The organism is Nocardia sp. NPDC050406, assembly GCF_044459025.1.
Taxonomy (GTDB): domain Bacteria; phylum Actinomycetota; class Actinomycetes; order Mycobacteriales; family Mycobacteriaceae; genus Nocardia.
In genome coordinates this window covers 1,326,259-1,338,575 of the sequence record NZ_JBITIM010000001.1, presented here as the reverse complement: position 1 = coordinate 1,338,575, position 12,317 = coordinate 1,326,259, and the positions used below count along the sequence as shown (strand labels likewise).

The 12,317-nt window shown below is 67.3% G+C and carries 12 protein-coding genes; 9 read left to right on the top strand and 3 right to left on the bottom strand.

Translation table 11 applies throughout. The features are described 5' to 3' along the window. Positions 1–2: 2 nt before the first annotated feature. A complete protein-coding gene (locus ACIBH2_RS06340) occupies positions 3–422 on the bottom strand; it encodes a YciI family protein (protein ID WP_397114088.1) in 420 nt (139 codons plus the stop codon). Between the two features lie 177 nt (positions 423–599). Between ACIBH2_RS06340 and ACIBH2_RS06335 the strand changes: the two genes are divergently transcribed. The 3 genes from ACIBH2_RS06335 to ACIBH2_RS06325 all read left to right on the top strand — a co-directional run bounded on the left by ACIBH2_RS06335 (position 600) and on the right by ACIBH2_RS06325 (position 3,220). Further along, positions 600–806 carry a hypothetical protein gene (locus ACIBH2_RS06335; protein ID WP_397114086.1) on the top strand — a complete coding sequence of 69 codons (207 nt, stop codon included), beginning with the start codon at positions 600–602 and terminating at the stop codon, positions 804–806. 221 nt (positions 807–1,027) lie between these two features. After that, positions 1,028–2,452: a cytochrome P450 gene (locus tag ACIBH2_RS06330; protein WP_397114084.1), complete on the top strand. Its 1,425-nt coding sequence runs from the start codon at positions 1,028–1,030 to the stop codon at positions 2,450–2,452. Positions 2,453–2,461: 9 nt separating this feature from the next. Then, positions 2,462–3,220, top strand: coding sequence for a TetR/AcrR family transcriptional regulator (locus tag ACIBH2_RS06325; protein WP_397114082.1), 759 nt, complete (start codon positions 2,462–2,464; stop codon positions 3,218–3,220). A 1-nt stretch (position 3,221) separates the two neighbouring features. On the opposite strand, the gene ACIBH2_RS06320 is transcribed toward ACIBH2_RS06325, so the two are convergent. Then, the gene (locus tag ACIBH2_RS06320; protein WP_397114080.1) at positions 3,222–3,773 is read right to left on the bottom strand and encodes a DivIVA domain-containing protein; all 552 of its coding nucleotides are present in this window, start codon (positions 3,771–3,773) and stop codon (positions 3,222–3,224) included. A 56-nt stretch (positions 3,774–3,829) separates the two neighbouring features. Next, positions 3,830–4,495: a TetR/AcrR family transcriptional regulator gene (locus tag ACIBH2_RS06315; protein WP_397114078.1), complete on the bottom strand. Its 666-nt coding sequence runs from the start codon at positions 4,493–4,495 to the stop codon at positions 3,830–3,832. Between the two features lie 43 nt (positions 4,496–4,538). Between ACIBH2_RS06315 and ACIBH2_RS06310 the strand changes: the two genes are divergently transcribed. From ACIBH2_RS06310 to ACIBH2_RS06285, 6 genes are all read left to right on the top strand, one after another. Beyond that, a complete protein-coding gene (locus ACIBH2_RS06310) occupies positions 4,539–6,032 on the top strand; it encodes a flavin-containing monooxygenase (RefSeq protein WP_397114076.1) in 1,494 nt (497 codons plus the stop codon). Positions 6,033–6,399: 367 nt separating this feature from the next. Beyond that, the gene (gene yajC, locus ACIBH2_RS06305) at positions 6,400–6,747 is read left to right on the top strand and encodes a preprotein translocase subunit YajC (protein WP_397114074.1); all 348 of its coding nucleotides are present in this window, start codon (positions 6,400–6,402) and stop codon (positions 6,745–6,747) included. A 102-nt stretch (positions 6,748–6,849) separates the two neighbouring features. Continuing rightward, positions 6,850–8,571: a protein translocase subunit SecD gene (gene secD, locus ACIBH2_RS06300; protein ID WP_397114072.1), complete on the top strand. Its 1,722-nt coding sequence runs from the start codon at positions 6,850–6,852 to the stop codon at positions 8,569–8,571. Between the two features lie 2 nt (positions 8,572–8,573). Beyond that, positions 8,574–9,785, top strand: a complete 1,212-nt coding sequence (gene secF / locus ACIBH2_RS06295; RefSeq protein ID WP_397114070.1) for a protein translocase subunit SecF — start codon at positions 8,574–8,576, stop codon at positions 9,783–9,785. A gap of 230 nt (positions 9,786–10,015) precedes the next feature. Next, complete coding sequence (locus tag ACIBH2_RS06290; RefSeq protein WP_397116840.1) at positions 10,016–11,698, top strand: ABC transporter substrate-binding protein; 1,683 nt, start codon at positions 10,016–10,018, stop codon at positions 11,696–11,698. A 31-nt stretch (positions 11,699–11,729) separates the two neighbouring features. Beyond that, positions 11,730–12,302 (top strand): adenine phosphoribosyltransferase, encoded by a 573-nt coding sequence (locus tag ACIBH2_RS06285; protein WP_397114068.1) that lies wholly within the window; start codon positions 11,730–11,732, stop codon positions 12,300–12,302. Positions 12,303–12,317 lie beyond the last annotated feature (15 nt).

Here is a 12,317-nt window from a genome sequence, read left to right as displayed (position 1 = left end):
ACTCAGAGCTGACCGGTGGCCTCGCGCCACTCCCGCTCGATCTGAATCCACTTGTTGTCCTGCGGGAATTCATCGATCGTGGGCACCCGGCGGATTTCGATCTTGAGCCCGGGACCCTTGATCGGCATCCGCTTGGCCCACTCGATGGCCTCCTCCTTGGAGCTCACATTGAGGATGTAGAACCCGCCGAACAACTCCTTGGTCTCGCCGTACGGGCCGTCGGTCACCACCGGCGTCTCCGAGGAATTGTCGACGACCACGCCCTCGGCCGCGTCCTCGAGGCCCTCGGCGGCGACCAGCACCCCGGCCCGGATCAACTCGTCGTTGAAGCGGCCCATGGTCTCGAGCATGTCGTCGAAGTTCGTGTCGGCCATCGCCGCCATGGATTCGTCGGTGCCGCGCATGATCAGCATGTACTTCATGGTTCTGCTCCTAGCTTCGTCCGGGCCCCGGGCGGGCCCTCTCACGCATAGGTCGAACGAGAACGATCGTAGATCGACACCGGCGCGAAAATATTTTCCGAACGCGCGCCGACACCCCGCCAGCAGCGGTTGTTCTCCACGTCAGCGGGTATCCGGGCTGCGATGAAGGAGGTTCACATGTTGGCTATCGCTGCCGCTGTGTCATTCGGTCTGGCGTTGCTGTTCGATCTCACGGACGCGTCGCTGGGCACCGCCGTGTCCACGGGCACGCTCGTCACGCTCGGATTGCTCTTGCTGGCACTACATCTCGCCGGGATCGGAACCGCGCGCAGCGGTGCGGTCGGCGGCGGGCGCTCGTGGAATTGGCGTCGCGCGCGCCGGTGATTCGGTCCCTGACGGGCCGTTGACCGAGTCACGGTGTCTCATTACCCTGAGTGAGACATCGTGTCTCAGTTCTCGTGGGAGAACGTGGCTAGGGAGCCAGGTCTATGGCCGAGCGTGGCGATTCAACCGAGCGTGTCGATTCGACACTGCATCCGCCCACCTGGGCGCCGACCTTCATTCGATGGCATGACACGCCGGTCGGTTGGCGCGAGTCGCTGCGCATGGCTATCGGAATCATTCCGCGGGTACGCGATCACAGTGTGCTCGACTATGTCGCGAACCTGCCGGGGCCCGACGATGTCGTGGTGGCGCGGGTGCCGTTCAAGAAATTCGTGGTGGTGCGCAGTCCGGAGCTGGCGCGACATGTGTTGGTGCACAACCAGAACAACTATATGAAGAGCCCCGAGTACGACATGCTGGCGGTGGCCTTCGGACGCGGACTGGTCACCGATCTCAACGACGAACAGTGGCAACGCAATCGGCGACTGGTACAGCCGATCTTCGGCAAACGCAATGTGGATGGCTTCGCACCGCTGATGGTGGCGGCCGCCCAGGATGCCGTCACGCGAATCCGCGCGCTGTCGACCGAGCACGACACTGTCGATGTCGGGGCCGAAATGAACCGTCTCACACTGGATGTCACCTCACGCACCATGTTCGGCACCGATATCACCGGCCCCATGTCGGAGGTGGTGCTGGCGCGGCTGCTGCGGTTCTTCGGGCGCGGATTCATGACCAATCTCAGCCACCCGCTGCACAATATCGCCGCCTGGGCGCACCGCCGCGTCGGCCGTGACGGCGATGCCGCGAATTCGCGCTGGCCCATGCGAATCATGCGGGCGGGCGGCTGGATCATCGAACCGCGCACCATGCGCGATCTGCGCCATGCCGAACGCGTGGTCGACGGGCTCATCGCCGACCATCGCGCCGGACGCATCGACCGCACGGACAATCTCCTCGCCCTGCTCATGGACGCCTCCGATCCGGAGACCGGCTACCGCTACACCGATCAGGAGATCCACGACGAGCTCATGACCTTCATCGGGGCCGGAATGGAGACCACCGCAACGGCTTTGAGCTGGGTCTGGCAACTGCTCGCGGAGAACCCGAAGGCCCGCGACCGGCTCTACGAGGAGGTCCGCACCGTGCTCGGCGGCCGCCCGGCCACCGCCGCCGACCTGGACGAGCTGCCCTGGACCCATGCCGTCGTCGCCGAGACCATGCGCCTGCTCCCGCCGGTCATCGGCCTCGCCCGCACCGCCAAGGACGCCGATGTGCTCGGCGGCTACCCGATCGCACCCGGCACCACCGTGGCCATCGTCATCCACGGCGTACACCATCACGGCCGGGTCTGGGAACGCCCCGACGAGTTCGATCCGAGCCGCTATCTGCCGGAAAACCTGGAGCGCGAACAGAAACGGGCCTCGCTACCCTTCGGCGCGGGCAAACGCATGTGCGTCGCCTCGGGGTTCGCCAGCATGGAGGCGGCGCTGGTCGTGGCCACCTTCGCCCAGTATCTGCGCTTCGACGCCGTCACCGAACAGCGTGTGCGACGCCAGATCTCGTTCACCGGCGGCCCGGACGGCCCCCTGCCCATGCGACCGGTGTTCCTCGACGATCCGTCCTCGCTGCACCGGGCCGTATAGTCGCGCGATGTGAACCTGCCCCACGATCCGCGACACCGTCGCCGACGCGGCGGCACCCGGCGCTGGCATGAGCACAACTCCGCCCGGCAGACCCTCATCCTCGAATCCGCCGCCGCCCTCATCGAGGAAAGCCCTGCGGGACAGGAGGTTTCGGTGCAGCGGATCGCGCATCGCGCCGGGCTCGCCCGCTCGGTGATCTACCGGCACTTCGACAATCGCGAGGACCTCGACGCCCAACTGCGCGCCTTCATCCTGCGGCGCTACCTCGAACAGTTCGAATCCGTCCTCGTCCTCGACCCGGCGAAATCCGTGGCCGACACGATCCTCGACGTGATGCGCACCGTCGTGCGCTGGGCCGGTGAGCATCCCGCGCTCTACCGCTTCGCTCAGAGCGGCCCGGTGCACGGCCATGCCGCGGGGGAGTCCAGCCTCGCCATCGCCCGCCACAGCGTGTCCGACACACTGTGGCAACGCTTTTCGTCGTGGACCGCCGTACTCGGCATCGACGTCGAACCCTTCCACCCGCTCGTCTACGGTGTGGTCGGCCTGGTGGAAGGCGTTGTCACGCAATGCCTCGAAGCACCGACCGATCCCGCCTTCGCCGATCCGGAGGCCATCGCGCGCATGCTGTCCACCTCGGTCTGGCACCTGTTCGCCGGGCACGCCGCCGACCTCGGCTACCACTTCGACCGCTCGGCCAATGTGGCGGCCGTCCTCGGCGAGCTGTTCTCCCATGCCGCGGGCGGATTACCGCCGCCCGCACCGTGATTCAGCGAATCCGGTCCAACTGCTTGGCCACGAGGTCGAGAAAGGCGTCCACCTCGTCGCGGTGATACGCGGGCGACCCCTGCGCCGCCAGGGTGAACGCGGTGTGCCGCACCTCCTCGGCGGTCAGCCCGATCGGCCCGTCGTGGGCGAGGGTGGCCGCCAGCCGATCCAGGAACGCGCCCACCTCCTCCGCCGCGTACCCGGGCATGCCGTACGGCGGCGCGGAGAACTGGATGCGCAGCACATCGTCGTGGGTGAGCCGATCGGATTCGTTCACGCCCGGAATACGTCGCCGCCCCCGGCGCAGATACTCCAACTCGATACATAGGTGATCGAGAAAATCGTCCACCTGCTCCTGGTCGTATCCGCGATGTCCGAATGGCGGTGCGCCGAAACGGGCTTGGCGGATATCGGCGGCCGTGAGGTGATCGCGGCCGAGCAGCGTCTCGGCGATCCGCTCACGGAAGGCATCCACCTCGGCCGGGTTGTAGCCGTGGTGGCGGGCTTTGCCGAAGCGTTTACGGCGGACTTCCTCTGGAGTCACGCGGGTCATTGTGCAATGCGCCGGGAACACCGGTGTGGCCGAGGTGCTCTCCGGGGGCTCGCGGTTCAGTCCTTGCGCACGCCGTCGACGAGCAGCCGCCGAATCGCTTGCGTCATACCGGACATCGCGGACTCGTCGGGTTCGCGCATACCGTGCAGAATGGCCGCCAGGATCATGCCGGTGACCGCGCGCGCGGTATTGCGGGTGTCCAGATCGGCGCGCAGATAGCCCATGTCCACGCCGTGCTCGAGGTAGCCCGCGGTGAGCATGTCGGCGGTGTCGAGCAGCCCGTACAGCCGCATGGTCAACTCACTGTCGATACCCGTGGCCTGGAACAGCAGCAGCTGCGCCACCCGACGGTCCTCCAGGAAGATGCGGCTCAGCGCCGCGCCGATGCGCTCGGTCTGGCGGCGGTACTCCTCCAGGCTGGTCGCCGCGTCCGGCGCGTTCTCGGTGCCCAGGGATTCGATGATGCGCGCGGCCAGATCGTCGATGACGTGATCGATGATGTCGCGCTTGTTGGTGAAGTACCGGTAGAAGGTGCCGTGCCCGATGCCCAGCTCGGAGGCGATATCGGCGATGCCGGTGGCGTGATAGCCCTTCTCGGCGAAGCACGCGAACGCGGTGTCGATGATCTCCTGGCGGAGTTCGGCCTTGCGGCGCTCGATTCTCGAGGATGGCTTCGTCACGGACCCGATGATACGGTGTTCACAAACGGAATGAGATGTCATTCCGTGATAACTGATTCAGCTTCACAGTGCAGGGAGGTTCGGCGTGGCACCTCAGTACGACGCCATCGTGGTCGGTGCCGGTTTCGGCGGGATGGGTGCGGGCATCGAGTTGGATCGGCTCGGGCTGAGCGATTTCGTGATCCTGGAACGGGAGAACGACCTCGGCGGCACCTGGCATGTGAACCGCTATCCGGGCCTGGCGGTGGATATCGCCTCGGTGACCTACTCGTACTCCTTCGAGCCGAACCCGCACTGGTCGCGGCTGTTCGCGCCGGGCGCGGAGCTCAAGCGCTACGCCGAGCACGTGGCCGACAAGTACGACCTGCGTCGCCGCATGCGCTTCGACACCGTGGTCGGCGGCGCGCGCTGGGACGAGGAGCATCAGCACTGGGTGGTGGCCATCGAGAACGGCGAATCCCTCACCGCGCGGTACCTGCTCGCGGCGACCGGATTCCTGTCCCAGCCCTACACCCCGCCGTTCCCCGGCATCGACAGCTTCCAGGGCAAGATCATCCACACCACGGCGTGGGAGGACGATTACGACCTGACCGGCAAGAAGGCCGCCATCATCGGCACCGGCGCGACCGCGGTGCAGCTCATTCCCGAACTGGCCAAACAGGTTTCGGCGCTCACGGTCTTCCAGCGCACGCCCATCTGGGTGGTGCCCAAGATCGACGCCCCCATTCCGGCCCCGGTGCAGACGCTGTTCGAGCGCTTCCCGGTGACGCAGAAGGGCGCGCGGTTGGTGAACACCTCCATGCTCGAGGCCCTCATGGTGGTCGGCGTACTGCACTTCAAGCAGGCCAAGCCGCTGAACAAGGCCGCCGCGGTGCTCGCCAAGGCGCATCTGCGAGCCTCCGTGCGCGACAAGGAGACTCGCAAGAAGCTGACCCCGGACTACGACTTCGGCTGTAAGCGACCCACCTTCTCCAACCTGTACTTCAAGACCTTCAACGAGCCGCATGTGCGCCTGGAGACCAACTCCATCGACCACATCGAGCCCGACGGCATCGTCACCGCCGACGGCCACAAGACCGAGATCGACACCCTGGTCCTGGCCACCGGCTTCAACCTGTGGGACGTGAACTTCCCCGCCATCGAGATCATCGGCCGCGAGGGCGTGAACCTCGGAAAGTTCTGGCGCGACAACCGCTTCCAGGCCTACGAGGGCATCTCCGTGCCGAAGTTCCCCAACTTCATCTCGCTCAACAGCCCGTACTCCTACAGCGGCCTGTCGTACTTCACCACCATCGAGGCGCAGATGAAGCACATGGGCCGCCTGTTCGGTGAGATGCTGCGCCGCAAAGCCCAGGTCTTCGAGGTCACCGAGGCCGCCAACGCCAAATTCCTGGAGACCGTCACCGACAAGCTCGGCGACTCGGTCTTCTACAGCGGCCAGTGCTCCACCGCGCGCAGCTACTACTTCAACCAGCACGGCGAAGCCGCCCTGCTGCGCCCCAACAGCACTCCCACCACCCACCGCCACGCGGTCACCTTCCCGCTGGACGACTACACCTACGAGCAGGCCAGCGCCTGAGCTTCGGGGCTGGAGCCCCGCGAGGGTCGCGCGGTCAGTGGGTCGGCACTGACCGCGCGTCGCGCCCGTGTCCCCGCAGGTCTGCCGCAGGGCGAGGCCCGCGGCAGAGGCCATGCGAATGCCACCTACTGCCCCGAGGGCCTCGGGGTGGCCTCCGACCTGTCCTCACCTGCTGCCCGAGGGTTTCGGGGCCGGTTTTCCCGCCACGCCACATCCGACCTTCACCCCCTCCCCACGGGGTTTCGGGGGCGCAGCCCCTGAGAGTCCCCCGAGAGTTGGGCCAACCCGATGTGGCACTGGCTCGGACAGCTGGCAGACTGTGTGGGAAAGTACCCATCCGACCATTGACTAGGGGCTGACTTCGAGAATGGACCTTCTGCTTCCGCTGCTGTTGGTTGCCCTGCTCGTCCCGATGTTCCTCGGCATGCGCCGTCAGAAGCGCGAGGCGGCCAAGGTGACCGAAATGCAGGACTCCCTGAAGGTCGGCGATCGGGTCACCACCACCTCGGGTCTCTACGGCACCGTCGTCGATCTGGACGACACCACCGTTGATCTGGAGATCGCCGAGGACGTCGTCACCACGTGGCTGCGGCTGGCGATCCGCGACGTCCGCACCGAGGACGCCGAGGACACCGCCGAGGAGAACTCGACCGGAGCCGTCGAGATCACCGAGCCGCAGCAGGCCGACGAGACCACCCGCCTGACCAAGGACTGACAACACCGAGCCCCATCGGCGCACCCGGACACCGGGTGGGCGGTGGGGCCGCGGTGTGTTCACCTGTCCCCATCCTCGATTCCCGCCTAGGAGATACGAACCGTGCCACCTTCCCAGGGATCGGCGCATCCATGGCGCTTGCTCGGCGTCTGGGCCGCGCTGGTGGCCGTGATCTACGTGCTGATCTTCTTCACCGGAGACAAAGCCCTCACCCCGAAACTGGGCATCGACCTGCAGGGCGGCACCCGGGTCACGCTGACCCCGCGCACCCCCGACGGCGGTAAGCCCAGCCAGGAGAGCCTGCGCAAGGCGCAGAGCATTATCGAGCAGCGCGTGAACGGGCTCGGCGTCGGCGGCTCCGAGGTCGTCATCGACGGCGACAATCTGGTGATCACGGTCCCGGGTGACAGCGGCTCCCAGGCGAAGACCCTCGCCACCACCGCCAAGCTCTACGTGCGGCCGGTGATCGGTCAGCCCATCGCCGCGCAGCAGCAGGGCGGCCAGCAGACGCCACCGCAGACTCCGCCCACGGACGGCACCCAGCCCCCGGCCACCGAGACCCCGGGCGCACCGGAGACCACGGGGGCCCCGGCCCCCGAGACCCCCGCGACCACCGAGGCCCCGCCCGCGCAGAACCGGGTCTTCCCCGCGCAGAACCCCACCGACACACCGACTCCCACGCCGTCGCCGCAGCCGGGTTCCACCACCCAGGCCGAACAGACCAAGCAGGAGATCGACGCCGCCAAGGCGCTGCGCCAGAGCACCGATCCGCAGACCCAGCAGCTGGCCATGCTCACCATGGACTGCGGCAAGCCGGATCCGTTGGCGGGCAACGACGATCCCAATCTGCCCCTGGTCACCTGTAGCCAGGACGGCCAGTCGGTGTACCTGCTCGACAAGGCCCGCCTCGACGGCCAGGAGATCAAGGACGCCTCGCCGTCCATGGATCAGGCGCGCTGGGTGGTCAATATCGAGTTCAAGTCCGGTGGTTCGGAGACCTGGGGCCAGCTGACCAACGAGTACTACCAGAAGCAGTTGGCCTTCGTCCTCGACTCCGAGGTCGTCTCCGCGCCGACCGTGCAGGCCGCCGGACAGTTCAGCGGTTCCACCCAGATCTCGGGGTCGTTCAACAAGCAGACCGCGACCGAACTGGCCAATACCCTGAAGTACGGTTCGCTGCCGCTGTCGTTCACCACCTCCGAGGCCGAAACCGTCTCCGCCACACTGGGTCTGTACTCGCTCAAGGCCAGTCTCATCGCGGGTGCCATCGGCATGATCGCGGTGCTGCTGTACTGCGTGCTGGTGTACCGCCTGCTCGGCGTGCTGGCGGGCTTCTCGCTGCTCATGGCGGGTGTCGCGGTGTACGGCGTGATCGTGCTGCTGGGCCGCTGGATCGACTTCACCCTCGACCTCGCCGGTATCGCGGGTCTGATCATCGGTATCGGTCTGACCGCCGACTCGTTCGTCGTGTTCTTCGAACGAATAAAGGACGAGATGCGCGAGGGCCGCAGTTTCCGCTCGGCCGTGCCGCGCGGTTGGCAGCGCGCACAGCGCACCAACCTCTCCGGTAAGACCGTCTCGCTGATCGCCTCGGTGGTGCTGTACATGCTCGCCGCCGGTCAGGTGAAGGGCTTCGCGTTCACCCTCGGTGTCACCACCGTGCTCGACGTGATCGTGCTGTACCTGGTGACCGCGCCCATGCTGTTGATGGCCTCGCGTTCACCGTTCTGGGCCAAACCGTCGGTCAATGGTTTCGGCGTGGTCTCGCAGATCGCGCGGGAACGCAAGTCCGCCGTTGCCGTCAGCGCTGGCAAGGAGGCGTGAGAATGAGCAATCCGGGTATGGACTCCGAAATCGACTACGTCGAAGCGACCGACGCGCCGCGTCACGGTTTCTTCGAACGGCTCTACACCGGCACCGGCGGCTTCCAGATCGTCGGCCGCCGCAAGCTGTACTACAGCCTGGCCGCGGCCTTCGTACTCATCTCGCTGCTGAGCATCGCGGTGCGCGGATTCACCCTCGGCATCGACTTCGCGGGTGGCACGCGCATTCAGCTGCCGTCCGAGGGCGTCAGCGTCGAGCGGGTGGAGGAGGTCTACAGCCAGGCCCTCGGCCACGATCCGGTCACCGTCCAGAAGGTCGGCTCCGGCGCCTCGGCCACCATTCAGGTGCGCTCGGACACCCTCGATGTGGCGCAGGCCGATCAGCTGCAGACCGCGCTGTTCGACGCCTTCCACCCCAAGGACAGTTCGGGCAATCCGAGCAAAGCGGCCATCTCCATCGCCGAGATCAGCGAGACCTGGGGTGATCAGGTCACCAAGCAGGCCCTGATCGCGCTGCTGGTCTTCGTCGCATTGACCATGCTGTACATCGCGATTCGTTTCGAACGCGATATGTCCATCGCGGCCATCGGCTCGCTGTTCTTCAACCTCATCGTCACCGCGGGCATCTATTCGCTCGTCGGTTTCGAGGTGACCCCGGCCGCGGTCATCGGTCTGCTCACCATTCTGGGTTACGTGCTCTACGACAATGTGGTCGTCTTCGACAAGGTCGAGGAGAACACCCGCGGCGTCCTGCACCTGACCCGGCGCACCTACGGTGAACAGGCCAACCTGGCCGCCAACCAGACGCTCATGCGCTCGATCAGCACCACCGTCATCGGCATCCTGCCGATTATCGGCATGCTCGTCATCGCGGTCTGGATGCTCGGCGTCGGCACCCTGAAGGACCTCGCCCTGGTGCAGCTGGTCGGCATGATCGTCGGCGCGTACTCCTCGATCTTCTTCGCGGTGCCGCTGCTGGTCTCGATCAAGGAGCGGTGGGGTCCGGTGGCCGCGCACACCAAGAAGGTGCTGGCCAAGCGCTCCGGCGCGGCGACCACCCGGGTCGGCACCGCCGCCGCGGCCCGCGCCGGTTCGGCGGCCCGCCCCGTCGGCGTGGGCGCCGGACGGGAAGCCTCGGCCCCGCGATCGCGGGATGTGGAGGGTCCGCGCCCCGGTGCGCGGCCGAGCGGGAAACGACACAAGAGAAGGCACTGACAGTGCGCCGGGGGATGCGTACGTCGGGGCGTCGCGAACATCCAGCGGCGCGGCAGGACAGGGAAGCGCACCGGGCCGAGGGCCCGGTGCGCGCCACCAACTCGGGAGGCAGTGCACAGGTGCGACGGCTCACGCGTGGCAGCGACCGGTCGAGTGGCGCGCGGGCGGGGTCCGACCTCGCCCGGCCGCACAGGGCAACGGCGCGTGGACGTTTCACGCGCGCCGCCGCGGTGGTCGCCGCGGGTGCGGTCGCGGCCGGTGCGCTCGCCGGATGCGCCGGTAAGAACCAGGTGCCCTCCATCGGCTACGGCGTCGACGCGCTCATCTCGAGCTACAACGGCGGCAGCACCCTGGGCGCGAGTTCCGGTGCGGCGGCGGTATTTCCGCGCGTGCTGACCGGGTTCTTCTACACCGGCCCGGACGGGCAGCAGGTGGCCGACACCGATACCGGCACCGCCAAGGAGGTGCCGGGGGAGACCCAGACCATCCAGTACCGGCTCAATCCCGACGGTGTGTGGTCCGACGGCACGCCGACCTCGTGTGACGACCTCTATCTCGCCTGGGCCGCCCGCGGCGGGCGCTTCACCAAACCCGGTCCGGGCGGGCCGATTCCGCTCTTCGACGCCGCCAGCACCGCGGGCTACTCCGATATCGAGCGCGTGGAGTGCCAGCCGGGCTCCAAGGACGCCACCGTCACCTTCCGCCCGGGACGCAAGTACCAGGCGTGGAAGACACTGTTCGCGGCGGGCGAGCTCATGCCCGCGCATGTGGCGGCGCAGGCCGCCGATGTCGCCAATGTCGTCTCGGCCGTGGGCGGTAACGACGCGGGCGCGGCCGAGCGCATCGCCGACTTCTGGAACAACGGGTGGACGCTGACGCCCGGCAAGCTCGACGCCACCCTGCTGCCCTCCTCGGGCCCCTACCGGATCGAATCCTTCACCTCCGACGACGGTCTGGTGCTGGTGAAGAACGAGAAGTGGTGGGGCAATGCCGCCAAGACTCCTCGGATCGTGGTGTGGCCCAAGAACTTCGACCTCAAATCCAAGGTATCGGACAAGGAGGTCGGCGTCGTCGACATCGGCGCGGGCTCACTCGGCGAGGTCGATCTGGGCGGCTTCTCGACGCAGAACCTGCCCAGCCGAGGCGCGGAGCAGCTGGTGCTCGCCACCGGCGGCGTCTTCAGCTCGGCGGAGGCGCGTCGCGCGCTGGCGCTGTGCACCCCGCGCCAGGCCCTCTACGATCAGCTCGGCCACCCGGACTTCGACGCCGAGGGCGGCCTCGGCTCCGGCCCGCTGAATTCGCGCACCCTGCAACAGGATTCGCTGTACTACCCGTCGGTGACCGGTGCCGCCAACCGCTACAAGGGCGGCGACGCGGCGGCGGCGCAGCAGGCGCTCGGCGCGGCCAAGGTGTCGAATCCGACCGTGCGCATCGGCTACCTCGCCCCCGACGACCGACGCGCGCGGACGGTGCAGCTCATCGCCGACGCCTGCAAACCCGCCGGAATCAGCGTGGTGGACGCCGGAGCTCCGGACTTCACCCCGGCCCAGCTGGCCGATGGCCGGGTGGACGCCCTGCTGGGCGGCACCGCCTCGCTGCCCGGCCCCTCCGGTTCGCTGCCGGGCGTGGAGGCCGCCATGGCGCTCTACAGCGGTCAGGGTCTCGATTTCGGCCGGTTCAGCAATCCCCGCTACGATGCCATCGCGGATCAGCTTGCGGCGGAGGAAAATTCGACAACAGTACTGAATCTGCTGACCGAGCAGGAAAACCTGCTGTGGAACGAGATGCCGTCGATTCCGCTGTTCGTCACCCCGCGCACCATTGCCTTCGGTGACGGTATGGAGAACGGAATCGCCAACCCCACCAAGGCCGGTGCGGGCTGGAACATGGACCGCTGGGTTTTGAAGCGGTGAGGCTGCGGCGAGGTGATGAGGAGTGGGTGGAATGAGCAAGCACGAATTGGTGGAGTCACCCGAATTGGCCGGTGAGCGGGCCGCCCGCGCCGAGGACGCGGTGCGGCAGCTGACCCGATGGCACGACGATTTCCCCACGCCGGGTGTGCGTTTCGCGGATCTGACCCCGGTGTTCGCGGATTCCGAGGGTTTCCGCGCGGTGCTGGACTGTCTGGCGGGATGTGCGCCGGAGGCCGATCTGGTGGCGGGTGTGGACGCGCGCGGCTTCCTGTTGGGTGCGGGTGTGGCCGCGGTGCTGGGTACCGGTGTGGTGGCGGTGCGCAAGGCGGGCAAGCTGCCGCCGCCGGTGATCTCGCGGGAGTACACCCTCGAATACGGTTCGGCCGCACTGGAAATCCCGGCCGACGGTATCGATCTGCGGGGGCGCAATGTGCTGCTGCTCGATGATGTGCTCGCCACCGGCGGCACGCTGGCCGCCGCGGCGGAGCTGTTCACCTCGGCCGGGGCACACGTGGTCGCCGCCGCCGTGGTGCTCGAACTCGGCTTCCTCGGCGGCCGCGACCGTCAGGGCGACTACCCGCTGACGTCGATCGTGAAGCTCTGACCCCACTGGCGAGAG

Bases quoted from the DNA above. Each gene is read 5' to 3' on its own strand.
- ACIBH2_RS06340 (WP_397114088.1), bottom strand. From the start codon at position 422: ATGAAGTACATGCTGATCATGCGCGGCACCGACGAATCCATGGCGGCG.
- ACIBH2_RS06335 (WP_397114086.1), top strand. From the start codon at position 600: ATGTTGGCTATCGCTGCCGCTGTGTCATTCGGTCTGGCGTTGCTGTTC.
- ACIBH2_RS06330 (WP_397114084.1), top strand. From the start codon at position 1,028: ATGGCTATCGGAATCATTCCGCGGGTACGCGATCACAGTGTGCTCGAC.
- ACIBH2_RS06320 (WP_397114080.1), bottom strand. From the start codon at position 3,773: ATGACCCGCGTGACTCCAGAGGAAGTCCGCCGTAAACGCTTCGGCAAA.
- ACIBH2_RS06315 (WP_397114078.1), bottom strand. From the start codon at position 4,495: ATGACATCTCATTCCGTTTGTGAACACCGTATCATCGGGTCCGTGACG.
- yajC (WP_397114074.1), top strand. From the start codon at position 6,400: ATGGACCTTCTGCTTCCGCTGCTGTTGGTTGCCCTGCTCGTCCCGATG.
- secF (WP_397114070.1), top strand. From the start codon at position 8,574: ATGAGCAATCCGGGTATGGACTCCGAAATCGACTACGTCGAAGCGACC.
- ACIBH2_RS06285 (WP_397114068.1), top strand. From the start codon at position 11,730: ATGAGCAAGCACGAATTGGTGGAGTCACCCGAATTGGCCGGTGAGCGG.